This is a genomic window from Ralstonia nicotianae (genome assembly GCF_018243235.1).
In the GTDB taxonomy this organism is placed as follows: Bacteria; Pseudomonadota; Gammaproteobacteria; order Burkholderiales; family Burkholderiaceae; genus Ralstonia; species Ralstonia nicotianae.
In genome coordinates this window covers 1361249-1387854 of sequence record NZ_CP046674.1, presented here as the reverse complement: position 1 = coordinate 1387854, position 26606 = coordinate 1361249, and the positions used below count along the sequence as shown (strand labels likewise).

Below are 26606 nucleotides of genomic sequence, written 5' to 3'. Positions count from 1 at the left end.
CACCATGCCGATCTCGCCCGCCCTCGCAGAACGCATCGCCACCAGCCCGAAAGCCGAGCTGCACATCCACATCGAAGGCTCGCTCGAACCGGAACTGATGTTCGCGCTGGCCGAGCGCAACGGCGTCAAGCTGCCCTACGCCTCGGTCGACGAAGTGCGCGCCGCCTATGCCTTCAACGATCTGCAGTCGTTCCTGGACCTGTACTACGCCGGCGCCAGCGTACTGCTGACCGAGCAGGACTTCTACGACATGACCGCCGCCTATGTGGCGCGCGCCGTGGCCGACAACGTGCGCCACGCCGAGATCTTCTTCGACCCGCAGACGCACACCGCGCGCGACGTGCCGATGCACGTGGTGATCGGCGGCATCGTCCGCGCGCTGGACGACGCCGAGCGCACGCACGGCTTCTCCAGCCGCCTGATTCTCTGCTTCCTGCGCCACCTGAGCGAGGCAGACGCCTTCGACACGCTGGAAGCGGCCCTGCCCTACATCCAGGACCCGGCCAACCGCATCATCGGCGTGGGGCTGGATTCGTCGGAGCGCGGCAATCCGCCCGAGAAGTTCGCGCGCGTGTTCGCCCGCTGCAAGGCACTGGGCCTGCGCCTCGTGGCCCACGCCGGCGAGGAAGGCCCGGCGCAGTACGTGATCGACGCGCTCGACATCCTCCAGGTGGAACGCATCGACCATGGTGTGCGCGCCATCGACGATGCCGCCCTGGTCAAGCGCCTGGCCGCCAGCCGCGTCGCCCTGACGGTGTGCCCGCTGTCGAACGAAAAACTCAAGGTCTACCCCGACCTGCGCGACCACTCGCTCAAGCAGCTGCTGGACGCCGGCTGCGCGGTCACGCTGCATTCGGACGACCCCGCCTACTTCGGCGGCTACATGAACACCAACTGGCTCGCCACCTTCAACGCCCTCGGCCTGTCCGCCGCCGATGCGCACACGCTCGCGCGCAACAGCTTCGAGGCGTCGTTCCTGCCCGAGCAGGACAAAGCCCTGTGGCTGAACGCCGTCGATATCCACTGGCGAGCCCATACCTGAACCGCAAGAGACGACAGATGACCACCTTGCCGCCCGCGCCCGACGCCACCCTCCACGCCTACCGCGGCCGCGTGCTGCATTTCCTGCACGACCCGCAGTATCGCGAGCACGATGCCTATCAGTACTGGGAAGACGGGCTGCTGGTCATCGGCGCCGGCAAGGTCGTGCGGGCCGGCGACCACGCCGCGCTCAAGGGCACCCTGCCCGCCGGCGCGCAGGTGCACGACTACAGCGGCAAGCTGATCGTCCCCGGCTTCATCGACACGCACATCCACTTCCCGCAGACGGACATCATCGCCTCGCCATCGCCGGGCCTGCTGCACTGGCTGGAGACCTACACCTTCCCCGAGGAGCGCCGCTTCGAAAGCCCGCAGTACGCGGCAGGCGTGGCATCGTTCTTCCTCGATGAGCTGCTGCGCAACGGCACCACCAGCGCAATGGTCTGGAGCACCGTGCATCGCGGCTCGGCCGAGACGCTGTTCGAGCAGGCCCGTGCGCGCGGCATGCGCCTGATCACCGGCAAGGTGATGATGGACCGCAACTGCCCCGAATACCTGCGCGACACGGCCGAGCGCGGCGCGCGTGATGCGGCCGACCTGATCGCGCACTGGCACGGCAAGGACCGGCTCGCCTACGCCATCACGCCGCGCTTCGCGCCGACCTCGAGCGAAGCACAGCTGGCGGCCTGCGGTGAGCTGGCCCGGCAGCATCCGGACGTCTTCATCCAGACCCACGTCGCCGAGAACCCCGACGAAGTGAAATGGGTGGCCGAGCTGTTCCCCAATGCCCGCAGCTACCTGGACGTCTACGACCGCTACGGCCTGCTGCGCCGCGGCGCCCTCTACGGCCATGCCATCTGGCTGGACGACGGCGACCGCCGGCGCATGGCCGAGTCCGGCGCGGCCGTCGCGCACTGCCCCACCTCCAACCTGTTCCTCGGCAGCGGTCTGTACAACTTCCACGCCAGCGACGCGCACCGCCTGGCGCTGACGCTCGCCACCGACGTGGGCGGCGGCAGCTCGTTCTCGATGCTGCGCACCATGGGCGCCGCGCACGAGGTCGCGCGCATGGGCGGCTACCACCTGAGCGCGCTGCGCCTGTTCTACCTGGCCACGCGCGGCGCCGCCGAGGCGCTTGGCTGGCAGGACCGCATCGGCAGCTTCGTGCCGGGCGCGGAAGCCGACTTCATCGTGCTCGACCCGGCCGCCACGCCGCTGCTGGCGCGCCGCAATGCCCGCGCCGAAACGCTGGAGGCACAGCTGTTCTCGCTGGCGCTGCTGGGCGAAGACCGTGCCGTGGCCGCCACTTACATCCAGGGCGAACCCGCCAAATTCGCGGTTGGCGTATCGGCCTGATCCCCTTATAATGCCGGCTTCCATTGGGGAGTAGCCGCCTGGAGCCAATGCTCCGGGGGCCACGTCAACAGACTTGACCGTCGTCGCAATGGCAGACGGTTATGGCGTGGTCAGCAACATCCTGGGTGCCCCGCACCCGGTGACGCGCCTGGCGAGACCGATGACACGCCTTTCCGGACAGGGCCGGGAAAGGTGCGTCATTGGTTCGTACACGGCCCGGACACCCACTGCAACATGGAAGCCTTCCTCGTCTCCACCGGCATCGTCGCGCTCGCGGAAATCGGCGACAAGACGCAACTGCTGTCGATCCTGCTGGCCGCGCGCTTTCGCAAGCCGGTGCCGATCATCCTCGGCATCTTCATCTCCACCCTCGTCAACCATGCCTGCGCCGGCGTCGTGGGCGGCTGGATCACGCAGGTGCTCGGCGAAGACATCCTGCGCTGGATCCTGGGCGCGGGCTTCATCGCCATGGCGGTGTGGATGCTGATCCCCGACAAGCTCGACGACGAGGAAGCCCCGAGCGGCACGCAGCGCGGCCTCGGCATCCTGGGCACCACCCTCGTCGCGTTCTTCTTCGCCGAGATGGGCGACAAGACGCAGATCGCCACCGTGGCGCTGGCCGCGCGCTTCCACGACGTCGTCGCGGTGGTCGCGGGCACGACCATCGGGATGCTGCTGGCCAACGTGCCGGCGGTGCTGCTGGGCGACAAGTTCGCCTCGCGCATGCCGATCAAGCTGGTGCACCGGATCGCCGCGCTGATCTTCCTGGCGCTGGGCGTAATGGCGCTGCTGGGCGTGGGCAAGTAAGGACGTCCGACGGACCACGACCGACGCGTCCGGATCGGGGCGGATCCGGATGGCGTCGGTACCCGTGGCCCCGCGCACGGTCGGGATGGCGCCGGTCGGCATGGCAGCCGGCTTCGGACGGGATCCGGTTTCGCTTTCGGCGTCACCGCTTCCCCTTCCCTCAGACCCTCTTTCTGCATGGCGGGTAACCTGCCGCGCTTACACGGCCGCCTGCGTTCCCCGCGTCGCCTTCCGGCGTGCGCGGTGCGCCGGACGGCGACTTCCAGGCCCGCTGCCCAAGGCGGCGATCCAGCGCCTTCCCCACCGCGCTTCATCGTTTCGACGCCCATGCAGATACGCAACGTCCCTCGTTCAGACCTCACGCCCATCCGCTCCGGCGACAACGTGAGCACGCCCGCCCCCAACAGCGTACCCCCGAGGCGGGCGCGCTCCGCCAGCGATCTCCAGGCCATGGGCCTGTGTGCACGCGGTACGCCGTCATCGGCCCCGCTGGCACTGCCCGCCATCGGCATCGCCACGCACCATGAAGCAGTACAAGAGACCCACCTGAGCGCAGCCGCCGCGCTGGAGACGGAACTCCTCCTCCCCCACGCCACGGACGCCGGCCTAGCGCCGCGCATCGCATCCAGACTGATGAACGTTGCGACCCGGATTGCCGAGCACTGTGCCGTCAAGCCGTCGCCCGGCGAGCCACAGGCGCCGATACCCGAGGCGTGGCGATGCCTGGAGGCACTGGCATCGCTGCGCCTGAGACTGCATCCCGCGCAGCTCGGTCTGGCCCGTCAGATGCTGCTCGGCGCGGTTGAAGCGTCGACCCACGCGCCACTCGACAAGGCCCTGCTCCAGGACATCCTCAAGGCGGTGACCCAAGCCGACGGCCCCGGGCTGGACGAATACGTTGCCAGGCGCGCCTACGATGGCCTGTGCCTCGGTCAGCTGCAACTGAAGGCGGACGACGAGGCCGAGCCCCCCACCCGGACCTTCAACAGCATCCTGCCGAGCCTCGCGGCCAGCACATATGACCACAACCCGCTGGGGCGCACGCTGCTGTGGGAAGGCGCGTGCCGGCTGTTCGATGGCCCCAGCGCGCAACGGCGGCGCGCGGCGCTCCAGACTGCCGTGTTTTCCCTGCCGAACGTTCCCGCGCCGGGCAAGCAGCCGCTCGACAACCTGATCGAGTTCGTCCTGGCCATCGACGACATGAAACTCTACGAAACCACCCCGGCCAGCGAGCCCCGCGCAGCGTAAGCTCGGGTGACGGGCTCGGCGAAGAGCATGGTGCGTCCGGCTGGAGATGGAGGTCCGGTCCCGGCCAGGTTGAGACATGCGACGCACGCAATCAGACCTGCGCATCCATCGTGAACCGCGGCCCGCATCGCTGCGCTGAGCACTGGCCCACGCCGCCAAGCATCCGCCGGCGTACCGGATGGGGCTTCTGGATGGCATCGGCGCGTTTGTGTCGATGGTGCTGGAGGCGTGTCAGGTCAACCCTGAAACACGGGAAGTGCTTGCCGCCGTAGAGCGGGCTGGCGAAAACCAATCACCAGATCGACCTATCCCCGATGTGACGGGCGAGGATGCCACGCACCGGGTGCCATGGCACCCACCCAAAGGCGGGCTCGTGCGGCATAGGCCTTTGCCATCACCCTCCGCACCCCGGCCTCGCCCTCCTGCCATGGTCGTCCGCCCGCACTTGCACGGGTTCCGAGTACGGCTCGGGTGGCGCGGTTCCGTTCTGCCGCAGCTTCTGCCGCGTCTGTCCCCGATCTTCTGAACGCGCTGGTGGTCGTGGTGGTACATGCGCATTGGCTGCCGCTTACCGTCAACCGGGGCACCACGCCGTTCTCTCTCTCGCATCGGCATCGCCCGGGCGTTCCAAAACAGTGCGGCTGCGCACCAACCCCAAGCTGCTGACGCCTCCCTCCGGCAGCGCGTGCCTCACGCAAGGGCATGGCGCAAGCGGCCGGCCCCGCGCCACAGCGCCAAGACGCTGTTTTTGTTGCTTGGCACAAAACTCGCATATGCCGTGGGCGACCGGTCAGACCACGACCGAGTCTTTCCCTCTTTCAGGCCCATGCGCAGCATTCCATCCTCCGTTGCACAAGCGCTCCAGCAACGCATCATGAGCGGCGATTACGCCAGTGGCACCCGGCTGCCGCCGCAGCGTGAACTGGCGGCAAGCCTGGGGGTGAGCCGCGCCTCGCTGCGCGAAGCCCTGACCGTGCTGGAAACGCTTGGCCTCGTAGACATCCTGCCGAGCAAGGGTGTGGTGGTGCGCGGCCCGCACGCGGATGCCGAGCGCATGCACCGCCCATTCGCCACGCCGGCGCTCGGCACGCTGTCGCCGCGTCAACTGATTGAGTTGCGCCTGGTGCTGGAGCCCGGCTGGACAGCGCTGGCCGCGACTCGCATGCATGCCGCCGGCCTGCGTCAATTGCAGTGGCTGCAGAAGCAGCTTGCCCATGCGCTGGAGCGCAACGACCTGCTCAGCGCGGCCGAGGCCGACTTGCAGTTCCACCTGCTGCTGGCCGAGTTGTCAGGCAACCCGGGCCTGGTTGCGATGGCGGGCCAACTGGAGCACGCCATTGGCCACAGCCTGCGCCTGCCCTTTGCCAAGAACGGCGCAGACGACCAGCCCGCGCGCGAGCACGACGCCATCGTGCAGGCCATTGGCGCGGGTGATGCCACCGCCAGCGCAGAAGCCATGCGCGCCCATTTGATGTCGGCCGCGCGCCGCAGCGGTATTGACCTGGCCACGCCGGTCCCCGCACCAGACCGCACGCACAACAATCCTGTTTCCTTTCGCTTCGACCCGACTTCTGAAGGAGTTCTTGAATGACCCGCTTGCTCACCCGCCGCACATTCATCCACGCCATGCTGGCAGCCAGCGCCGTGGCCGCCTTGTTGCCGGGCCGTCCGGCCCATGCCGATGCGCTGACCAACATCCAGAAAGCGGGCCTGATCCGCGTGGCCATTCCGAATGACTTCCCGCCGTTCGGCTCGCTGGGCGCAGACCTGAAACTGCAGGGCTATGACATTGACATGGCCAACCTGGTCGCCAAGGAACTGGGCGTCAAGGTGGAACTCGTGCCCGTCACGAGCACCAACCGCATTCCGTTCCTGACCACCGGCAAGGTCGACGTGGTGATCTCCAGCCTGGGCAAGAACGCAGAGCGCGCCAAGGTGATCGACTTCACGCAGGCGTATGCACCGTTCCCCAAGAGCGTCTACGGCCCCAAGGATGTCCCGATCAAGACGCCGGCGGATCTGGCCGGCAAGACGATTGGCGTGACGCGCGGCTCCACTGAAGATCTGGCGCTGACAGCCGTTGCCCCGGCCTCGGCCACCATCAAGCGCTACGAAGACAACAACGCCACCGCACAGAGTTACCTGATCGGTCAGGTGCAACTGGTGACGCTGGGCAACATCGTGGCCAATGCGGTGAACGAGCGCACGCGCCTGCGCCAGTTGGACGTGAAGTTCCCGGTGGAAGACACCCCCTGCTATGTGGGTGTGGCCAAGGGCGAACCCGCACTGCTGGAGAAGGTGAACGCCGCCATCACCAAGCTCAAGTCTGACGGGCGCCTGAACGATCTGTCGCAGCGCTGGATCAAGATGCCGCTGCCCGCAAAACTGTAAGCAACGCCTTCGTAACGCAGGCCTGCCGCACGCGCGGTCGTGCGGCATCCGGAACACCTCAATGGCATATCAATTCGACTTTGGCGCCGTCTTCAGTTACAGCGGCCAGTTGGCGCAGGGCGCCGGCTTTACGCTCGCGCTCACGGCGGCGGGCGCTGTGCTCGGCGGCGCCATCGGCTTGGCTGGGGGCGTGTGCCGCGCCTGGCGCATCGCGCCCTTTAACGGACTGTTCAAGGTGTATGTGGAGGCCATCCGCAACACGCCCTTCCTGATTCAGCTGATGTTCGTGTTCTTCGGCTTGCCCTCGCTGGGCCTGCAGATCAACGAATGGCAAGCCGCCTTGCTCACAACGGTGGTCAACCTGGGTGCCTACATCACCGAGATCGTGCGCGCGGGCATCCAGGAAACACCGCGTGGCCAGTTGGAAGCTGCCAGCGCGCTGGCCATGAGCCGCTGGGCGTGCTTTCGTCATGTGGTGTTGCGGCCGGCGCTGCAGAAGGTCTGGCCGGCACTGAGCAGCCAGATCGTGATCGTGATGCTGGGCACCTCGGTGGTCTCGCAGATCGCCGCGCAGGACCTGACCTTTGCCGCCAACTTCATCCAGTCGCGCAACTTCCGCGCCTTTGAAACCTATCTGGTGGTCACGGCGCTGTACTTCGCGCTGGCCCTGTTGCTGCGTCAGTTGCTGGCCTGGATTGCCCAGCGCTTTGTCGTGGTTCGCCGCACACCGGCTGCACCTGCCTCAGCGGCCGCACCTGCGGCAGCACGCACAGCCACAGCCACCACCTCAGCCCGGAACGCCGCATGATTGCCGATATCCCTTTGCTGCCCATCCTCCTCAAACTCAGTGAGGGGCTGCTTGCCACGCTGCTGCTGTCGTTGATGGCCTTCGCTCTGGGTGGCGCGGCGGGCCTCGTCGTGCTGTTTGCCCGCGTCGGGCGTAACGCAGGCCTGCAGCGCGTGAGTCAGGTCTACATCCAGATCTTCCAGAACACGCCGCTGCTGATGCAGATGTTCCTGGTGTTCTTTGGCGCGTCGATGGCGGGCCTGGAGATGTCGCCATGGACTGCCGCCGCCATCGGCCTGACGCTGTACACCAGCGCCTACCTGGCAGAAGTGTGGCGCGGCTGCGTGGAGGCCATTCCGCGCGGGCAGTGGGAAGCCTCCGCCAGCCTCGCCATGGGTTACTTCCAGCAGATGCGGCATGTGGTGCTGCCGCAGGCCGTGCGCATGTCGATTGCACCCACCGTGGGGTTCTCCGTGCAGATCGTCAAAGGCACGGCGGTGGCGTCCATCATCGGGTTTGAAGACCTGACCAAGCTGGGCTCCGTGCTGGCCAACGCCACCTTCCAGCCTTTCCTCATCTACGGGCTGGTCGGCATGGCGTACTTGGCGCTGTGCTGGCCGCTGTCCCTCTGTGCCTCTCACCTGGAAAAGAAGCTCTATGCCGCTCGTTGATCTCTGCGCCGTACACAAGCACTACGGCAACAACCATGTCCTCAAGGGCGTGGACCTGCGCGTCGAAAGCGGCCAGGTGGTCGCCATCATTGGGCGCAGCGGCTCAGGCAAGAGCACGCTGCTGCGTTCCATCAACGGGCTGGAGGCCATCGACGACGGGCAGATCGTGGTCGACAACGCGGTGCTCAAGGGCTCGCAAGCCACACCGGCCCAGCTGCGCGCGCTGCGCTTGAACGTGGGCATGGTGTTCCAGCAGTTCAACCTGTTTCCGCATCTGACGGCAGGTGAGAACGTTGCGCTGTCGCCCGTGGTGGTCAAGGGCATGAAAAAGTCCGAGGCCGCTGATCTCGCCCGCCAGATGATGGCCAAGGTGGGGCTGGCCGACAAATACGATGCCTACCCCGACCAGCTCAGCGGCGGCCAGCAACAGCGCGTGGCCATTGCCCGCGCACTGGCCATGCAGCCCAAGGTGCTGCTGTGCGATGAGATCACCTCCGCACTGGACCCTGAGCTGGTCAATGAGGTGCTGGCCGTGGTCAAGCAACTGGCGGCCGAAGGCATGACGCTCATCATGGTCACGCACGAGATGCGCTTCGCGCGCGACGTGGGTGATCAGCTTGTGTTCATGCACCAAGGGTTGATTCACGAAAGCGGCCCGGCCAAGGCGTTGTTTGCCAATCCCAAGACTGCGGAATTGGCGGCTTTCATTGGTGCGGTGCAGTAAGCCTGCCTGCGATGCGCCCATGCGGGTAGCCGGTACGTCCGCGCAACAGCGGGGGCGTCCAATGGCGACGCGTTCCTGCATGGGCACACCGATACGACCTCTTGTAGCCATTTTGGATTAGGCATTTTCAACACCCCTTCCGATCGGCTTTGTAGATATTAATTCCGCGCAATCAACACAATTAATGATGCACAGCGATTGATAATCAACATATTCAATTTACCCTCCATCTACCCTTCGTATCTCTCAGCAGCAGCCGGGATTTTCTTTGCTTATGCTACTGGAGCCCTGAACCCGGGCCGGCAAGTGCGGTGAAAAGCGCGCCGCATTTGCTTGATGGATATTGAAATCAACCAAGTGATCCAACTCGTTCACTTTTTCTGGAGACGAAATATGTCGAGCGTTCAGACCGCTGCCACTTCGTGGGGAACCGTCCCGTCGATCCGTGTGTACACGGCCAATAATGGCAAGATCACCGAGCGTTGCTGGGACGGGAAGGGGTGGTACACGGGTGCCTTCAACGAGCCCGGCGATAACGTCTCCGTGACCAGCTGGCTGGTCGGCAGCGCTATCCATATCCGCGTCTATGCAAGCAGCGGCACCACGACCACGGAGTGGTGCTGGGACGGCAACGGCTGGACCAAGGGCGCCTACACCTCCACCAACTGATTTTCTGCTGGGCAATGTGGAATCCGTTGGGGTTCCGCACGCGTCGGCGCAAGGCGATTGAATTCGCTTTGCGCCGATTTTGTTGATGCATTGGGTTTCGTGGGTTTTGAGCCTGCCGCTGACCCAGCACCGGAATTGACCGTGTAGGGTCACCCCTAGAAAAAATGGCGAACGCCTGCGCGAAGCAACACCTGATTCCGATTGGATGAGACCCCCGCGGCACCGGGCACATAGGCCACATCGAGAACCGTACCGGTAGCATCGCCACCCGCGTGCTGATACACCCCTTGCAGATAGACATCGGTCCGCTTCGACAACAGGTGGTCCGCCATGAGGCCGATCGAATGGTAGGTCGGATGCTGCCTTCCGGACGTAGCGTTGAAGCTGGTGCGCGTATAGGTGTACATCGCGCCGACCCAATACGACGCGCCAAACGGATATTTGACATTGACATCGAGACTCTGGAAGCGGAGCGAAGACAGCCGCCCCACCGGCGGGATGATCGGACCGACGTAGCCCGAGCTTTGAGGGTCGCCGACGTCCGCATTGGAATACGCGAGCCCCAAGGTCGCCTTGCCCAAGGTATAGGTGGCCCCGGCGCCGACGATCCTCAGCCGGCTGCCGAGCAGGTTCTGATCCCCACCGTTGTTGATCGCGCCGTAGGACGTGGCGGAAGGATGGTCAGCCTGAAGGTAGGCGGCAGACAGCAGCCATCCGCCAACGGTGTATTGGCCCCCAACGCTGAACAGCCGATTGTTCGAGGCCTTCACATCGTTACTGAAGCCGTACGTGGCCCCGAACTTCAGGCCACCCAGTGCCGGGCTGGTGTACTTGACCGCATTGTTGGTCCGGAACGTGTTGATCAGGTTGTCGCTATCGTACGGGTGCGCGAACATGTATCCGCCCCAGGTGCCGCCGGCGGTGTTCTGTGCCAGGAAGTCCACCACGGCATCGTACTGGCGGCCAGCGGTGAGTGCGCCCAGCGTGTCACTGGACACGCCCACGTACGCCTGGCGCCCGAACAGCAGTCCGCCTTGAAAGGCCCGGCCGCTATCAACGTCGAACCCGTTCTCGAGCTGGAAGATCGTTTTGATCCCGCCACCGATCGCCTCGGCACCCTTGAGCCCCCATCGACTGCCATGCGGAAATCCGCTGGCGAGCGCGACCTGGCTGTGCCCCCCGACGTTGTTCGTATAGTTGAGCCCTTCGTCGAGCACCCCATACAAGGTCACCGAGCCTTGCGAAGACGCAGGCGTAACCACGACCCACGAAGCCAGTGCGATGAACAGCCGGATTTTCATATGCGTCTCCCGGGACCGACTTTTGTCCTGATGGTTTCGTTGCGGCTTGATTGCGACGTTGGTGGCGCGGTTCGCTCGGCGAGGCCGACGTCACCGGCGTGCAAGCGGCCACGCCCAGCCGATGGCTGACCGCTTGCGTGAATTGGGACGACAGGCCAACCCGCCCCGGTCGCTCCGTCAACCGGGGCCGTCAAGGCTCGAGCGTCCGCTCGGCACTCACTGTTCGTGGATACGCTCGTGCGCGTGCCATCGGGCGCGCTCCGGCGAGGAAGGTGCCGTTGAACGTTGCCCGCGTGTCGCCAGCCAGCACAGGATGGACCCCGCGCAGACCATGGACGCGCCCTTCCAGAAGGCCGACGAAAGCGGGGTGCGCAGAAGGGTGGCCGCCAGGGCAGCGGAAAACACCGGAATGAAGTACGAAGCGCCGGCGAGGACCGTGACGTTGCCGTGCAGGATGCCCACATTCCAGGCCGCGTAACCAAACCCCATCGCACAAGCCGCCATCACCAGGTAGAGGATCGCCTGGTAACTGAAATGCATCGCGCCACCGCCCGTGGCGAGATATTTGATCCACAGCACCAGCGCCGTCAGCATGAAGAACAGCGTGATGCCGTTCTTGCCTTCGGCCATCCTGCTGGTGACCGCGCAATATGCCGCCCAGATCAGCGCGCCCGACAACGCCAGTCCGTAGCTGAGCGGATTGTCCTGGATGTTCGCTGCCATGCCGGCGAAGTCCAGGCCCTGGTCGCCGCCAAGCACTTGGCAAATCCCAAGGATGGCAACCAGAACACCCGGAATGATCAGGAGGTTCGACGGTTGGCGATTGAATGCAATGGCGAACAGCATCGTAAAGGTCGGCCACAGGTAGTTGACCATCCCGACCTCGATGGCCTGCCTGTCGCTGTTGGCATAGCCAATGGACAAAGAGAGGCACAGCTCGTAGGAAACAAACAGGATGCTGCCCCAAACGAGATACCGCCTGGGAAACGCATTCACTTTGATGAAGCCAACGGAGAACAGCAGAAAAATCGAGACAACGGTATACATCATGGCCGCACCGCCGACTGCCCCAAGGCTTGCACTGACCCCACGAAGCAGCCCGACGATCGAGCTCCACAAGACAACCGCGAAGAGCCCGATGAGTGTTGCCTTACGCTTGCTTTGCATGACACCTGCTTGCATTGATATGTCGACCCGACAGGGTCCGATCTTCATTGACCGCGCCCCGCGCAGCCGCGGCCGACCTGGCCATGGCTGCGCCGAGCGTGGCTTGTCTTCCACTACTTGGCCGCCGTGCAATCCGGCACATCGATCCAGATGGTCTTGATTTCGGTGTACTGGTCATGTGCCCAGATCGACTTGTCCCGTCCGCCGAAGCCCGACTCCTTGTAGCCGCCGAAGGGCGTGGTCACGTCGCCTTCGCCAAAGCAATTGACCGTGACGACGCCGGCGCGGATCTCACGGGAGAGCCGGATGGCGTTGTTCAGGCTGCCCGTGTAGACGGACGCGGCCAGCCCATAGACGGAATCGTTCGCCAGCGCGATGGCGTCTTCCATGCGGGTGAACGTGGTGACCGACAGGATCGGACCGAAGATCTCTTCCCTGAACAGCCGGCTGCCCTGCCCCACGCCATCGACGACGGTCGGCTCGACGAAGATCCCGCCCTCGGTACCGCCGCCGAAGGCCACGCGCAGCTGCTCGGCACCGGCCTGCTCGAGGTAGGACCGGACCTTCCGGAAATGCGATTCGCTGACCAGCGAGCCGACGCGGTGTTCCGGATCGAGCGGATTCCCCATCTTCCATTCGCGCATGTGCACGCCGATGCGCGCCAGCAGTGCATCCTTCACGTCGGCATGGACGATCAGGCGCGACGATGCCGAGCAGTTCTCCCCCATGTTCCAGAAGGCACCGTTGACAACGTGCTGGGCGACGGCATCCAGATCGTCGACATCGTTCATCACCACCGCGGGATTCTTCCCCCCGCACTCCAGCACGATGCGCTTCAGGTTCGAGTCGGCAGCGTACTTGAGGAACAGCCGGCCGGTGTCCGTCGAGCCGGTGAAGCTCACCATGGACACGTCCATGTGCCTGCCCAGCGGTTCGCCGACCTCCTTGCCGCCGCCCGGAAGCACGTTGAACACGCCGGCGGGCACCCCGGCTTCATGGGCCAGTTCGGCCACGCGCAACGCGGTCAGCGAGGTCTCCTTGGCGGGCTTCACGATGATCGAGCAACCGGCCGCCAGTGACGGGCCGATCTTCCACGCCAGCATCAGCAGCGGGAAGTTCCACGGCAGGACGAGTCCGACCACGCCGATGGGCTCCCGGACCACCAGGGAGAGGGCATTCGATCCGACCGGCGCCGTGCTGTCGTAAATCTTGTCGATCAGCTCAGCATGCCAGCGGATCGTATGGATCGTCTCGGGAACATCCGTCGCCTGGCATTCGCGGATCGGCTTGCCGCTGTCGAGGCTCTCCATGACCGCCAGCTCGTGCGCGTGCTGCTCGAGCAGGTCGGCCAGGCGCAGCAACGTGGCCTTGCGTTGCGCCGGCGAGCGGCGATGCCAGCGCCCGTCCTCGAATGCGGCCTTGGCCTTGGCGACCGCGATGTCCACATCGCGCGTATCGCAGGCGGCGATCTCGGCCAGGACGTTCCCGGTTGCGGGATTCGTCGTCTGGAACGTCTTGCCCGACACGGCGGGCACAAAGGCGCCATCGATGAACGCCTGCGTCGGCAGCGCGAGCTTCCCGGCCATCGCGGCGTATTCGGATACGGTCAGAAGTTGGGCCATCAGACGCCCTCCGCGACGACCGTGGCGACGTCGTGCCGCAGCCGCGCGACGATGGCTTGCAGCGTCTGCTTCTCGCTCTCGTCGAGCGACGCCAGCGGGGCCCGCACCCCGCCCGAACGCAGTCCGGCCAGTTCGCAGCCGAACTTGATGGACTGCACGAATTTCCCGCCTTCCAGGAAATCCATCAACGGCAGCATCGCCGCCATGATGCGGCGGCCCTTGTCGAAATTCTTTTCGATGACGCAGGCTTCGTACAGCGCGATATGCTCGCGCGGGATGAAGTTCGAGCCCGCGCACACCCAGCTGCGGGCGCCCCAGGCGAAGAACTCCAGCGCCTGGTCGTCCCAGCCGCACGAGATGCCGATGTTCGGGAACGCCGCGGCCAGCATGTGCAGCTGTGCCGTCTGGCCGGAGCTCTCCTTGATCGCAACGAAGTTGCTGGAGGCGGCCGAGACGGTGCTGAAGAACTCGCGGCCCATCGACACGCTCATCCGCCCGGGATAGTTGTAGAGCATGATGGGCAGGCCCGCCGCCCGGTCGATCGTGAGCGCGTGGGCCGCGTTCTCGCGCTCGGTCGGCAGCGCGTACGGCGGCGAGCCGACGAGAATCGCATCGGCCTTGATGGCCTTGGCCGCCTTGGCATACTCGACCGAATCTTCGGTGCGCACGGCTCCGGTGCCGACCACCAGCGGCACGCGCGTGCCGATCACCGACTTGGCGAGCGCGGCGAGTTCAAAACGTTCCTGCGGCGTGTGCGCATAGTATTCGCCGGTCGAGCCACCGATGACGATGCCGTGGACGTTGGCATCCAGCAGGGATTCCAGGACTTCGGCAAAGGCGCCTTTGTCGATGTTCCCCTCCTGCGTCAGGGGTGTGATTGCGGGCGTGTAGATGCCTTCGAATTTCATGATTGCTTTTCTCCGTTCAAGCGGAAGCGTCGTTTTCAAGGAAGAGACTGCGTCGCCGGTCGCGCCACCGGCGACACGGGGAAACTAGCGACTGAGCGAAGCCGCCTCCTGCAAGCTGAGCGCGCGCGTTTCCGGGGCGATGGCCAGTGACACCAGCAGGCCGAACAGCGTCACCCCGGCCGCCGCGAACATCGTGTTGCCGACACCAATGCCCTGCAGCGCGAGGGGGACCGCCCACGTTCCAATGGCTGCGCCGATGCGCGACAACGAGGCCCCCATGCCCACCGCAGCCGACCGGATTTCGGTGGGAAACAGCTCATTCGGATAGACCAGCTGCAATACCTGCGCACCGCCGATAAACACGGCATAGGCACCGAACAGCACGAGCACCAGCATTTCCGAGCCGTCGCAGAAGAGGCCCAATCCCAGCAGCGCCAGCCCCGACCACAGGAAGCTATGAATGAGCATGCTGCGGCGGCCGACGGTATTGATCAGCCGCGTGGCAACGAAGCAGCCGACCACGAACAGCAGCGTGATGGCCACGGAGCCGAACGACGCCCAGGCCCCTTTCAGATGCAACGCCTGCAGTACCGTGGGCGCGAATGCGTACACGGCAAACACGGGAATCACCGAGCAGCTCCAGAAGACCGACACGAACAGCATGCGCTTGCCGTACCCGGAGTGCAGCAGGCTCAGGAGCGACACCTTCTTCTCCGGCAGTTGTTCGGGAAGATTCTCGAGCGAAAACTGGGGGCCATAGACCTGCTGGATGACGCGCTCGGCCTCCGCTGCCCGCCCTTTGCTCAACAGCCAGCGAGGCGACTCCGGCGTCCCGATGCGCACCAGCAACAGCAGTGCGCCGATGACGGCCGGGCTTGCGAGGACCAGTCTCCATGCGTCGGCACGCCCGGTATCCAGGATCGCGTTGCCCACCATGTAAGCCAGCGCCGCACCGGCGAACCACAGGATGGTCAGCATCGCCAAGCGCGGGCCTCGATCTTTCCTGGGCATGAACTCCACCAGCAAGGAACCCGCAACCGGGTATTCGAACCCGACACCGACCCCGATCAGGAATCGGAAGAAGAACAGCGCCGCGCCGGAATCCGCCCAGAACTGCGCCAGCGAGCACACCACGAAAATCGTCGGACCGAAGAAGTACAGCTTCTGGCGACCCAGGCATCCGGTCAGCAGCCCGCCCAGGAAGCCTCCGCAGAAAATCCCGGTCAAGGCCGAGGCCGCAACCATGCCTTGCCAGAAGCCGCTCAAATGCAGCGCCGCCGACAACTGCACCATGGCCACGCCGATGATGCTCAGTACGTAGCCGTCCAGGACCCAGCCGCCGCCGGATCGAATGCTGAGCAGTTGATGGAAGCCATTCAAAGGAACGTCTTCGATAGAAACGTTGTTTGCCACCTTTTGTCTCCTGCAAATGCCCGGATGATGTGAAATGGAATGATGAATCCGGGTCTAATCAATGAAATCGGTTTATGGCATTCGGCAATACCTATTGATGTTCGATACGCTTTCCTTGGATAGGATGTTTTAAGTTCTAGACTTCAGCGCCGGCACGGTGTTGTCCCAGCCAAAGATTGGCATTCACGCCAATTGAAAGAATCGGTTCCGGCGGATTCCTGTTCGGGCCGGGTGACGACAGCAGGAAATCAATCAGATCGCTGCGCTTGCCCGCCAGGTAATCCGCCAGCAACGTGCCGGTGACCGTGCCCCGGGTGACGCCCAGACCGTTGCAGCAAAGTGCGCCGTAAACATGGGGCGCGAGCGGGCCGAAATGGCCCATATGATTGCGTGACAGCGCCAGCGAGCCGCCCCATGTGTATTCGAACTCGACGTCTGGCAGCATCGGAAATCGCCTCTCGAAGGCATGCCTGTGTGTCCTGACAAAGCGGTCGAGATACTTCTGCTTGCTGCGCCCGTCGCGATTGAAGCTGAAGCTGTTTCTGACCAGGATGCGGTTGTCATGCGTGCGGCGCAGCGTGGTCCCGAACGGGTCCGCCGGAATGAGGCCCCAGAACGGTTTCCCGCCAAGACACGCCTGCTCTGCCGGCGTCAGCGGCCTCGTGAGGCTCGCATAGGTGAAAATCGGAAGCATCGTCCCGCACAGAAAGCCGAAGCGCATGCCAAAGGCATTGTTCGTGAGAATCAGCTTGTCCGCGGCAATGCGGCCATGCGCATGGGAGAGCACGATTTTTTCACCGTACTCGACATCGGCAATGGCGGTGCGCTCATACAGGCTGACATTCCGGGGCAGGCTGTCGGCCAGCCCCTTCACCAGCGCAGAAGGCTGGATCAGGGCGGTTCCCGGCGTGAACAGTGCCTGCCGGTAGAACGACGTGCCGATGTGATGGGGCAAATCCTTGCCGTCAATCATTTCGTACGCCTGGCCAAGCTTGTCGAGGCCGCGACGGTAGGCTTCGAGTACCGCCACGCCCCGGTCTTCAACCGCCGCCTGATACTTTCCGGAGGCCCGGAACTGGCAATCAATCTGGTGCGCGTCAACCAGGGACTTGAGGATCCGCTGTCCGGTCAAGTTCAGGTTCAAACTGATTTTTGCGGTTTCAATGTCGCCGATATAGTCTTCCGCTCCGATATCGTGAGGCAGGTCGATTGCAAAACCGGCATTTCTTCCCGACGCGCCGAAACCCACTTCCTGGGCGTCCACCAGCACCACCTCATCGTCCGGAAAATTGAGCGCCAATTGCCGCGCGGCAGCCAGGCCGGTAAAACCGGCGCCAACGACGGCCCAGCGCGCATTCGTTGTTCCGGAATGAGATGGTTTTGGCCGGCGGGGCTGACTCAGATGAAACCAGCCGCATGTCGAATCATCCGCGGGAAGGGAAGTTACTCTCGTCATTTCAAAACTCACTGTTTCAATGCATTTGCGCCACACCCGCTAACGGGAAGCGCATCGCGCGATTGCAATCGCGCGTTCAATCCGGATCGCTTCAATCCCCAACTTCGTGGCGCGGCATGCATGCGCCGGGAAACTTCCACGCATCGAACTGGCGGTGCCCGCCCTACCCGGAGCGGGAGGACCTGCCGTTCCCGATACGCTGCCGCGCCGATGGCATGACCTCGCCCGAAGCACCCGCCGGCCAATGTCTACAAATTGTAGACAGATGATATTTAGACGATAGACAGCATGCCATCAGGGTTTACGAGCGCGAGACACTGCCCCGGCAAGGTGTGGGAAGCACGTACCGGAGCCGCCCGTTCCCAGAGCACGGCCGAGAAGACAGACGCGGTCGGTTGTCATGGGAGGCGGTCGGTCGGCCATGCCCGATCCGGCTTGCATGGCGCGGCGGAGGCTCGACACCGGGGGGCAATCCAAGGGAGAAAAAGCGAACCGCGCTGAACGCAGCGAACAAGGACGGCATGGATGCAGCCGTTGCCGCTCAAGGCCTACGCGGCGGCCGTCGCCTCATGCTATAAAATGTCTACGATTGATAGACAAGGAAATGGACATGACGAGAACGAAGGTCGCCGCGGAAAGCGATGCGCAAGTGGCCGATCCTTCTGTTGACCGGAAGGCGCTATTGAGCGAAGCGCTGCGCAGACGGATCGTCAGCATGGAAATGGCGCCCGGCGCGGTGGTGGACGAGCTGGCGCTCAGTGAGGAATTCGGCCTCTCCCGCCCCCCCGTCCGGGAAATCATGCGGCAGATGGCGGCCGAGGGATACATCGACCTCGAAGCCAATCGGGCAGCGCGCGTTTCGTCGATGAACCACCAGTCGTTGAGGAATTTCTTCCTGGCCGCCCCGCTCATTTACATCGCGACCACGCAATTGGCGGCGGTGAATGCGGCACAGCACGAAATTGATGCGCTGAAGGCCATTCAGCTGCGGTTTCGTCAGGCCATCGAAGACAACGATGTCGAGAGCCGCGTCTTATACAACGACCAGTTCCATCTCCAGATCGGGGTGATGGCTCACAACGCCTACCTGATGCCGAGTTTGCGCCGCATCTTGATCGACCACGCCAGGCTCGGAAAAATCTTCTATCGGCATCCGACCACCAGCGACATGCAGGCGGATCTCGGCAAAGCGGCCAGCCAGCACGACCAGATCATCGAGGCGATCGAGCGCCACGATGCAAACGCCGCCGCAGACATCGTGCGCGCGCACATGGATCTGTCCCGTCGCCGGATGACGGAGTATGTCGCGCCTGCGGCTGTTGAGGTGCCGCTGACGTACTGAGGTCGGGGCAGTTGCGTCGCCGCCGGCCTGACCGCCATGCATCGACGGCGATTTGAATGACCGGATGGAGGGCGACAAGGGCCCTTCGCTGTCCTCCGCCCATCCGCACAGCTTCCCCCTCAAAAAAAAAAAAAACGGGACCGCAGCCCCGTTCAACCCTCACCGGCCATGCCGCCCGCCCGAAGGCAGACGGCATGCTCCGATCATCCAAGCTCGCCTCGTCAGCGGGTGGTGCTGGCACCGTCCTCGAACCACTTGGCGATCACCGTGCGCTCCTCATCGGTCATCTGCGTGACGTTGCCCAGCGGCATCAGCTTCTGCTGCACGGCCTGCTGGTACACGAGCTGTGCATGCGCGGCCAGCTGTTCCGGCGTGTCGAGCAGCACGCCCTTGGCCGGCGATGGCATCAGCGTAGGATGCGCCGAGTGGCATTGGTAGCACCGGGCGGTCACGACTGCCTGTACTTTGGCGAAGGCCGAGCCGCCGGATGCCGCCGCCCCGCCCTGCGCCGCCAGCGCCGTGGCAGCCGCCGCGGTATTCGCCTGCGGCGCCGACGGACGCTGCACCGGCGCCAGCCACACCGCCGTGCCCAGCAGCAGCGCCACGCCGCCCGCCGGATACCACCCGTTCCACACGCCCTTGTGTTTGAGGATGAAGAACTGGCGGATCAGCACCCCGGCCAGCATGATCAGCACCAGCACCACCCAGTTGAATGGGTGCGAGTACGTCATGCTGTAGTGGTTCGACAGCATGGCGAACAGCACCGGCAGCGTGAAGTACGTGTTGTGCACGCTGCGCTGCTTGCCGCGCTTGCCGTGGATCGGGTCCGGCTTCTCGCCGGCCTTGAGCGCGGCCACCACCTTGCGCTGCCCCGGGATGATCCAGAAGAACACGTTGGCGCTCATGATGGTCGCGATCATCGCGCCGATCAGCAGGAAGGCCGCGCGGCCCGCGAACAGGTGGCACGCCGCATACGCCGCGATCACCACGTAGACCGCCACCAGCGCGCCCACCAGCCGGTCGCTCTTGCCGAACACGCGGCAGATGGTGTCGTACACCAGCCAGCCGACCGCCAGGAACGCCAGCGCCAGCAGCACCGCTGTGGTCGCCGTCATGTCGAACACACTGCGGTCGATCAGGTAGACGTTGGCGTTGAACAGGTACACCACCGTCAGCAGCGCAAAGCCGGACATCCACGTCGAATACGACTCCCAGTAGAACCAGTGCAGGTGTTCGGGCAGCTGCTTCGGCGCCAGCAGGTACTTCTGCGGGTGGTAGAACCCGCCGCCGTGCACGGCCCACAGCTCGCCGTCCACGCCCTTGTCCAGCAGGTCCGGCGCGCTCGGCCGGGTCAGGCTGTTGTCGAGCCAGACGAAGTAGAACGACGAGCCGATCCACGCGATCGCCGTGATCACGTGCAGCCAGCGCAGCAGCAGGTTGGCCCAGTCGAGGAGATAGCCTTCCATGACGCCTCCCGCTCAGCTGCCGCGATAGGTCGAGTACGACCACGGCGACACCAGCAGCGGCACGTGGTAGTGCGCGCCGGCATCGGCCACGCCGAAGCGCAGCGTCACCACATCGAGGAACGCGGGGTCGGGGAGGCTGACGCCGGCCGCGCGGTAGTAGTCGCCCACCGCGAAATCCAGCTCGTAGATGCCGGCCTGCAGCGCCTCGCCTTCCAGCAGCGGCGCCTCGCAACGGCCATCGTGATTGGTGCGGACCGTTTTGATCGGCTGCCTTAGATTGTTGACAATCTTGAACAGGGTGATCGCCAAGTCCTTGCCCGGCGTGCCTGCAGCGGTGTCGAGCACATGGGTGGTCAAGCGTCCCATTTGTCTTCCTCTGTTGTTGGAATCATCAGAAGCGCCGCTGCCTCCACTTGCACCTCGCGCCAAACCCTTGTGTGACAAGGGCCGGCACCGGGGCCTGCTCGGTACGTGCGATGCACGCATCCCGGCGCGCGTCCTGCCGGCTGACGCTGGCCGCCTCCGCGTGGGAGGGACCGGCCAAGCCGGCAAAGCCGTCGCATGTCCGGAGTCCGCCCGCGTGTCTGCGTGGGAAAGGGCAACAGGGATTGCCCCAATCTGTCGGAACTCCGAACACATTTTGTTGACAATATTGGAGGCGTGATCGAATAATTGTCAACAGGTTTTCGCGGTCGCCCATGCTGCATCGCACTGTTCTCTAGCGGGTCTGCCATGTCCAAAAGTCTCAAGCTGGTCTCCACCGATGCGGCGTCGAAGTCGGGCGCGAAGGCGTCGGGCACAACGCGCATGCCGGTCGAAGAGCGGATGTACCACGAGATCTACGATGCGATCATGGAACACCGCCTGCCGCCGCGCACCAAGCTGACGGAGCATGCGCTCTGCGAAATCTATGCCACCGCGCGCCATACCGTGCGCAAGGTGTTCTCCCGGCTGGCCGCTGACGGCCTGGTCGACCTGGAGCCCAACCGCGGCGCCTTCATCGCCGCGCCGTCCATCGACGAAGCCCACGCCATGTTCGAGTTGCGCCAGATCCTGGAGCGCGCGGTGCTCGACAAGGTCGGCCGCAGCGCCAGCCCGAAGGCGGCCGTCGCGCCGCTGCTGGCGCGGGTCAACGAAGAGCGCCAGGCCTTCGTCAGCCACGATAGGCCGCGCTGGATCCGGCTGTCGGCCGAATTCCACGTGGCGCTGGCCGAGCAGGCCGGCAACCCGCTGGTGGTGGAGATCATGCGCCGGCTGGTCTCGCGCACCACGCTGATGATCGCCAGCGTCGAGGCGCCGGGCCACAACGCCTGCTCGTTCGACGAGCACCTCGACATCCTTCGCGCGCTCGAGCGCGGCGATGTCGGCGCCGCGCAGGCGCACATGGCCCAGCACTTGCAATGCTGTGCCGACCGCGTCCGCCCGGAAGCGCCCGCGGACTTTGACCTGCGCGCGGTGCTGGGCCGGGGCGACGCCCCCCTCTAGCCACCCGGTTTTGCCGACCCGGCGAGCCGGCCCGACAGAGGCTGGCCGCCACCGGCCGGATGCCATCCGGCCCGCCGCCACAAGGAGACCCCATGGCAAGCACCCTCGCCGCCCCGCCGGCGGACCTGACCAACGAGCGCGTCGCCTATGCCCGCCTGCTCGCCCTCGGCCTGCAACATGTCCTGGTGATGTATGCAGGCACCGTGGCGGTGCCGCTGATCGTGGGCAGCGCACTGCATCTGCCCAAGGAGCAGCTCGCCTTCCTGATCAACGCCGACCTGTTCGCCGCCGGCGTGGCGACGCTGATCCAGTCCCTGGGCGTGTGGAAGTTCGGCATCCGCATGCCGGTGATGATGGGCGTGACGTTCGCCTCGGTGGGCCCGATGATCGCCATCGGCGGCGACCCGGGCATCGGCCTGCTGGGCATCTACGGCGCGGTCATCGCGGCGGGGCTGTTCGGCATCGTGGTTGCGCCGCTGATGGGGCGCGTGCTGGGGCTGTTCCCGCCGGTGGTGACCGGCACCGTCATCACGCTGATCGGCGTGTCGCTGATGGGCGTGGGCATCAACTGGGCCGCGGGCGGCCAGCCCACCCTCAAGGCCATGGTGGACGGCGTGCTCAGGACCGTGCCCAACCCGGCCTACGGCGACCCGGGCGGCCTGGCGATCGCGCTGTCGGTACTGGTCATCATCCTGCTGCTGACCAAGTACGGACGCGGCCTGATCGGCAACATCGCAGTGCTGCTGGGCATCGCCTGCGGCACGCTGATCGCCATGACGGCCGGCAAGGTCAGCTTCGCGGGCGTGGCCGACGCCGACTGGATGGCCGTCATCACGCCGCTGCACTTCGGCATGCCGACCTTCCACGCCGGCGCCGTCGCCTCGATGTGCGTGGTGATGCTGATCACGCTGGTGGAATCGACCGGCATGTTCCTGGCGCTGGCCGAGATCACCGGCAAGACGCTCACGCATGACGACCTGACCCGCGGCCTGCGCGCCGACGGCCTGGGCTCGGTGATCGGCGGCCTGTTCAACACCTTTCCCTACACCTCGTTCTCGCAGAACGTCGGGCTGGTGACCGTCACCGGCGTGCGCTCGCGCTTCGTGGCGGCGGCCGGCGGCGTGATCCTGATCGCGCTGGGGCTGTTCCCGAAGATGGCGCACGTGGTGGCCTCGGTGCCCGCCTTCGTGCTGGGCGGCGCGGGCATCGTGATGTTCGGCATGGTGGCCGCCACGGGCGTGCGCATCCTCGGCTCGATCGACTTCAACCGGCATCGCCACAACCTGTTCATCGTGGCCATCGCGATCGGCTTCGGCATGATCCCGACGCTGGCGCCGGCCTTCTTCCAGTACCTGCCGCGCTGGCTGGAGCCGGTCACGCACAGCGGCATCGTGCTGGGCACGCTGGTGGCGGTGATCCTGAACCTGTACTACAACGGCATGCAGCCGGCCGAGCACGCCATGCGCGCGGCCGCGGCCACCACGCACAGCGCGGAGTGAGCGCATGACCACCCACCGCACCAGCTCCGACCCGCTCCTGATCGCCCGCCACGCCGACGTGCTGGTCACCATGGACGCGCAGCGCCGCGAGATCGCCGACGGCGCGCTGGTGGCGCGCGGCGGCGTGATCGAGTGGGTCGGCGCCACCGCCGACCTGCCCGTGCCCTATCGCGACGCGATCGGCCGCCCCAACGTGCGCGTGCTGGAACTGCGCGACCACGTGGTCACGCCCGGCCTGGTCAACACGCACCATCACATGGCCCAGAGCCTGACGCGCGCCCTGCCCGCCGCGCAGGATGCCGAGCTGTTCGGCTGGCTCACCCACCTGTATCCGGTGTGGGCGGGCCTGACGCCGGAGATGGTGCGCGTGTCGACGCTCACCGCGATGGCCGAGCTGATGCTGTCGGGCTGCACGACTTCGAGCGATCACCTGTATCTGTATCCCAACGGCTGCCGGCTCGACGATGCGATCGAGGCCGCGCGGCAGATCGGCATGCGCTTTCACGCCGCGCGCGGCAGCATGAGCGTTGGCCGCAGCCAGGGCGGGCTGCCGCCGGACCGCGTGGTCGAGGGCGAGCCCGCCATCCTGCGCGAAACCCAGCGCCTGATCGAGACCTGGCACGACGCCGACCGCCATGCGATGCTGCGCATCGTCGTGGCGCCCTGCTCGCCGTTCTCGGTGTCGCGCGACCTGATGCGCGAATCGGCGCGGCTGGCGCGCAGCTACGGCGTGTCGATGCACACCCACCTGGCCGAGAACGACAGCGACATCGCCTACTCGCGCGAGCGGTTCGGCATGACGCCCGCCGAATACGCCGAAGACCTCGGCTGGGTCGGCCACGACGTCTGGCATGCGCACTGCGTCAAGCTGGACGCGCACGGCATCGAGCTGTTCGCGCGCACCGGCACCGGGGTGGCCCACTGCCCGTGCTCGAACATGCGGCTCGCCTCGGGCATCGCGCCCGTGCGCGCCATGCGCGATGCCGGGGTGCCGGTCGGCCTGGGGGTGGACGGCAGCGCGTCGAACGACGGCGCCCACATGCTCGGCGAGGCGCGCCAGGCGATGCTGCTGGCGCGCCTCGGTTTCGGCCCGGCGGCGATGGGCGCGCGCGAGGCGCTGGAGATCGCCACGCTGGGCGGCGCCTGCGTGCTCAACCGCGACGACATCGGCGCGCTCGCGCCCGGCATGTCGGCCGACTTTGTCAGCTTCGACCGCCGCCAGGTCGGCTTTGCCGGCGCGGACCACGACCCGGTCGCGGCGCTGGTGTTCTGCGCGCCGTCCGGCGTGTCGCACAGCGTGATCAACGGGCGCGTGGTGGTCGACAACCGTCGCCTGGTCACGCTGGAGCTCGGCGCCCATCTGAGCGTTCACCGCAAGCTTGCGCTGGAGCTGGCGCAGACCGCCCGGGCCGTTCCGACCTCCGCATGACCTCTCCTCGAACGACAGCCATGACCCACAAGAACTATCCGCGCGATCTCATCGGTTACGGCAAGACCCCGCCCGACCCCAAATGGCCCGGCGGCGCGCGCATCGCCCTGCAGTTCGTCCTCAACTACGAAGAAGGCGGCGAGAACTGCGTGCTGCACGGCGACGCGGGCTCCGAGCCGTTCCTCTCCGAGATCATCGGCGCGGCAGCCTACCCGGCGCGGCACATGAGCATGGAGAGCCTCTATGAGTACGGCGCGCGCGCAGGCGTCTGGCGCATCCTGCGCGAGTTCGAACAGCGCGGCCTGCCGCTGACGATCTTTGGCGTGTCGATGGCGCTGCAGCGCCATCCGGATGTGACGCAGGCCTTTGTGGACCTGGGCCACGAGATCGCCTGCCACGGCTGGCGCTGGATCCACTACCAGCACATCGACGAAGCCACCGAGCGTGAGCACATGCGCATCGGCGTGGAGATCATCCGCGAGCTGACGGGCAGCGCGCCGCTGGGCTGGTACACCGGCCGCGACAGCCCCAACACGCGCCGCCTCGTCGTCGAGCACGGCGGCTTCGTCTACGACGCCGACTACTACGGCGACGACCTGCCCTTCTGGACCGAGGTCGAAACCTCCGTGGGCGAGCGCAAGCCGCACCTGGTGGTGCCCTACACGCTCGACACCAACGACATGCGCTTCGCCAGCCCGCAGGGCTTCAACACCGCCGACCACTTCTACCAGTACCTGAAGGACGCCTTCGACGTGCTGTACGAGGAAGGCGACCCCGACGGCCTGGCGCAGCCGAAGATGCTGTCGATCGGCATGCACTGCCGCCTGCTGGGCCGTCCGGCGCGCTTGCGCGCGCTGCAGCGCTTTCTCGACTACGTGCAATCGCACGACAAGGTATGGATCTGCCGGCGCATCGATATCGCCCGCCACTGGATCGAACACCATCCGTACACCGGCCACCCCGTCCCGAGCACCGCCGCATGAGCCAGACCGCTGCCCCCCTCGCCCAGCTCAACGCCATGGACACCGCGCAGTTCGTGCGCACGCTGGGCGGCATCTACGAGCACTCGCCATGGGTGGCCGAGCAGGCCGCCGGGCAGCGCCCGTTCGCCTCGGCCGACGCGCTCGCGGCCGCCATGCGCCGTGCCGTCGACGGCGCCGGCGAAGGCCCGCAGCTCAAGCTGGTGCGCGCCCACCCGGAACTCGCAGGCAAGGCCGCCGTGCGCGGCGAGCTGACCGCCGAATCGACCCGCGAGCAGGCGGGCGCCGGCCTGGACCAGTGCTCGCCCGAAGAATTCGCGCGCCTGCAGGCACTGAACGCGCGCTACAACGACAAGTTCGGCTTCCCGTTCATCCTGGCGGTGCGCGGCTACGACCGGCACGGCATCATCGACGTGTTCGCCAGGCGCCTCGAGAACGACCGCGCCACCGAGCTGCGCGCGTCGCTGGAGCAGATCCACCGCATCGCCGGCTTCCGTCTGCACGACCTGATTTCAGGCTAGCCATCAAAAGCGGAACGCCGCGGGCGCGGCACCACATCAAGAACACCATCTCGACGGGCGACACGAAGGCCAACGGCGGCCAGCTGGGCGTGTCGGTGCCGCTGGGCGCGGGCAGCATCCTCGCGTCGTACGCGTACACCAAGACCTCGGGCGCGGCCGACGTCAAGCGCAACACCTGGGCGATCGGCTACGACTACGCGCTGTCCAAGCGCACCGACCTGTATGCGGCCTACTTCCGCGACAAGGTCACTTCGCTATCGACCGCCGACACCCTGGGCGTGGGCATGCGGGCCAAGTTCTAGGCGGTCGGCAGCCGATCCGGA

Annotated in this window: 24 protein-coding genes, 1 pseudogene and 1 riboswitch; of the genes and pseudogenes, 17 read left to right on the top strand and 8 right to left on the bottom strand. The window is 65.6% G+C overall.

Annotation, left to right across the window (positions count from 1 at the left end; all coding sequences use genetic code 11):
• Positions 1 to 4 precede the first annotated feature (4 nt).
• From GO999_RS06385 to GO999_RS06340, 10 genes are all read left to right on the top strand, one after another.
• Positions 5 to 1042 (top strand): adenosine deaminase, encoded by a 1038-nt coding sequence (locus GO999_RS06385; RefSeq protein WP_028860747.1) that lies wholly within the window; start codon positions 5 to 7, stop codon positions 1040 to 1042.
• 17 nt (positions 1043 to 1059) lie between these two features.
• Positions 1060 to 2397, top strand: a complete 1338-nt coding sequence (gene guaD / locus GO999_RS06380; RefSeq protein WP_071506978.1) for a guanine deaminase — start codon at positions 1060 to 1062, stop codon at positions 2395 to 2397.
• Positions 2398 to 2410: 13 nt separating this feature from the next.
• A riboswitch (yybP-ykoY riboswitch) is annotated at positions 2411 to 2528 on the top strand.
• A gap of 103 nt (positions 2529 to 2631) precedes the next feature.
• Positions 2632 to 3204, top strand: a complete 573-nt coding sequence (locus GO999_RS06375; RefSeq protein WP_016722917.1) for a TMEM165/GDT1 family protein — start codon at positions 2632 to 2634, stop codon at positions 3202 to 3204.
• Positions 3205 to 3531: 327 nt separating this feature from the next.
• Positions 3532 to 4452 (top strand): hypothetical protein, encoded by a 921-nt coding sequence (locus GO999_RS06370; protein WP_016727061.1) that lies wholly within the window; start codon positions 3532 to 3534, stop codon positions 4450 to 4452.
• Positions 4453 to 5278: 826 nt separating this feature from the next.
• Complete coding sequence (locus GO999_RS06365; protein ID WP_016727062.1) at positions 5279 to 6043, top strand: FadR/GntR family transcriptional regulator; 765 nt, start codon at positions 5279 to 5281, stop codon at positions 6041 to 6043.
• Entirely contained in the window at positions 6040 to 6843 is an 804-nt protein-coding gene (locus tag GO999_RS06360) for a transporter substrate-binding domain-containing protein (RefSeq protein ID WP_071011073.1), read from the top strand. Before GO999_RS06365 ends, GO999_RS06360 begins: the two co-directional genes overlap by 4 nt.
• Before the next feature lie 61 nt (positions 6844 to 6904).
• Complete coding sequence (locus GO999_RS06355; protein ID WP_016722913.1) at positions 6905 to 7651, top strand: amino acid ABC transporter permease; 747 nt, start codon at positions 6905 to 6907, stop codon at positions 7649 to 7651.
• Complete coding sequence (locus GO999_RS06350; protein WP_016722912.1) at positions 7648 to 8301, top strand: amino acid ABC transporter permease; 654 nt, start codon at positions 7648 to 7650, stop codon at positions 8299 to 8301. Before GO999_RS06355 ends, GO999_RS06350 begins: the two co-directional genes overlap by 4 nt.
• Complete coding sequence (locus GO999_RS06345; RefSeq protein ID WP_011002037.1) at positions 8288 to 9025, top strand: amino acid ABC transporter ATP-binding protein; 738 nt, start codon at positions 8288 to 8290, stop codon at positions 9023 to 9025. Before GO999_RS06350 ends, GO999_RS06345 begins: the two co-directional genes overlap by 14 nt.
• 393 nt (positions 9026 to 9418) lie before the next feature.
• Positions 9419 to 9694 carry a fucose-binding lectin gene (locus GO999_RS06340; RefSeq protein WP_011002038.1) on the top strand — a complete coding sequence of 92 codons (276 nt, stop codon included), beginning with the start codon at positions 9419 to 9421 and terminating at the stop codon, positions 9692 to 9694.
• Between the two features lie 155 nt (positions 9695 to 9849).
• On the opposite strand, the gene GO999_RS06335 is transcribed toward GO999_RS06340, so the two are convergent.
• The 6 genes from GO999_RS06335 to GO999_RS06310 all read right to left on the bottom strand — a co-directional run bounded on the left by GO999_RS06335 (position 9850) and on the right by GO999_RS06310 (position 17561).
• Complete coding sequence (locus GO999_RS06335; protein WP_211906672.1) at positions 9850 to 10995, bottom strand: porin; 1146 nt, start codon at positions 10993 to 10995, stop codon at positions 9850 to 9852.
• Positions 10996 to 11211: 216 nt separating this feature from the next.
• Positions 11212 to 12162, bottom strand: coding sequence for an aromatic amino acid DMT transporter YddG (yddG, locus tag GO999_RS06330; RefSeq protein ID WP_211906671.1), 951 nt, complete (start codon positions 12160 to 12162; stop codon positions 11212 to 11214).
• Between the two features lie 113 nt (positions 12163 to 12275).
• Positions 12276 to 13784: an aldehyde dehydrogenase gene (locus tag GO999_RS06325; protein ID WP_019718559.1), complete on the bottom strand. Its 1509-nt coding sequence runs from the start codon at positions 13782 to 13784 to the stop codon at positions 12276 to 12278.
• Positions 13784 to 14692: a dihydrodipicolinate synthase family protein gene (locus GO999_RS06320; protein WP_019718558.1), complete on the bottom strand. Its 909-nt coding sequence runs from the start codon at positions 14690 to 14692 to the stop codon at positions 13784 to 13786. The genes GO999_RS06325 and GO999_RS06320 overlap by 1 nt, the downstream gene beginning before the upstream one ends.
• Positions 14693 to 14776: 84 nt before the next feature.
• Positions 14777 to 16105 (bottom strand): MFS transporter, encoded by a 1329-nt coding sequence (locus tag GO999_RS06315; protein WP_087451787.1) that lies wholly within the window; start codon positions 16103 to 16105, stop codon positions 14777 to 14779.
• A 136-nt stretch (positions 16106 to 16241) separates the two neighbouring features.
• A complete protein-coding gene (locus tag GO999_RS06310; protein ID WP_211906766.1) occupies positions 16242 to 17561 on the bottom strand; it encodes an NAD(P)/FAD-dependent oxidoreductase in 1320 nt (439 codons plus the stop codon).
• A 610-nt stretch (positions 17562 to 18171) separates the two neighbouring features.
• Between GO999_RS06310 and GO999_RS06305 the strand changes: the two genes are divergently transcribed.
• Complete coding sequence (locus tag GO999_RS06305; protein WP_011002045.1) at positions 18172 to 18903, top strand: GntR family transcriptional regulator; 732 nt, start codon at positions 18172 to 18174, stop codon at positions 18901 to 18903.
• Between the two features lie 221 nt (positions 18904 to 19124).
• Here the strand turns inward: GO999_RS06305 and GO999_RS06300 are convergent, their stop codons facing one another.
• A complete protein-coding gene (locus GO999_RS06300) occupies positions 19125 to 20369 on the bottom strand; it encodes a urate hydroxylase PuuD (RefSeq protein WP_011002046.1) in 1245 nt (414 codons plus the stop codon).
• A gap of 12 nt (positions 20370 to 20381) precedes the next feature.
• A complete protein-coding gene (gene uraH, locus GO999_RS06295; RefSeq protein WP_011002047.1) occupies positions 20382 to 20735 on the bottom strand; it encodes a hydroxyisourate hydrolase in 354 nt (117 codons plus the stop codon).
• 366 nt (positions 20736 to 21101) lie between these two features.
• Between uraH and GO999_RS06290 the strand changes: the two genes are divergently transcribed.
• The 6 genes and pseudogenes from GO999_RS06290 to GO999_RS06265 all read left to right on the top strand — a co-directional run.
• A complete protein-coding gene (locus tag GO999_RS06290; RefSeq protein WP_011002048.1) occupies positions 21102 to 21854 on the top strand; it encodes a GntR family transcriptional regulator in 753 nt (250 codons plus the stop codon).
• Positions 21855 to 21946: 92 nt separating this feature from the next.
• Positions 21947 to 23353, top strand: a complete 1407-nt coding sequence (locus GO999_RS06285) for a nucleobase:cation symporter-2 family protein (RefSeq protein ID WP_211906670.1) — start codon at positions 21947 to 21949, stop codon at positions 23351 to 23353.
• Between the two features lie 4 nt (positions 23354 to 23357).
• Positions 23358 to 24782 (top strand): 8-oxoguanine deaminase, encoded by a 1425-nt coding sequence (locus GO999_RS06280; protein WP_211906669.1) that lies wholly within the window; start codon positions 23358 to 23360, stop codon positions 24780 to 24782.
• 20 nt (positions 24783 to 24802) lie between these two features.
• Positions 24803 to 25765, top strand: a complete 963-nt coding sequence (gene puuE / locus GO999_RS06275; RefSeq protein WP_016727071.1) for an allantoinase PuuE — start codon at positions 24803 to 24805, stop codon at positions 25763 to 25765.
• Positions 25762 to 26283, top strand: coding sequence for a 2-oxo-4-hydroxy-4-carboxy-5-ureidoimidazoline decarboxylase (gene uraD / locus GO999_RS06270; RefSeq protein ID WP_087451782.1), 522 nt, complete (start codon positions 25762 to 25764; stop codon positions 26281 to 26283). Before puuE ends, uraD begins: the two co-directional genes overlap by 4 nt.
• A gap of 32 nt (positions 26284 to 26315) precedes the next feature.
• Positions 26316 to 26585, top strand: a pseudogene (locus tag GO999_RS06265) (porin); the annotation flags it as partial.
• Positions 26586 to 26606: the final 21 nt, after the last annotated feature.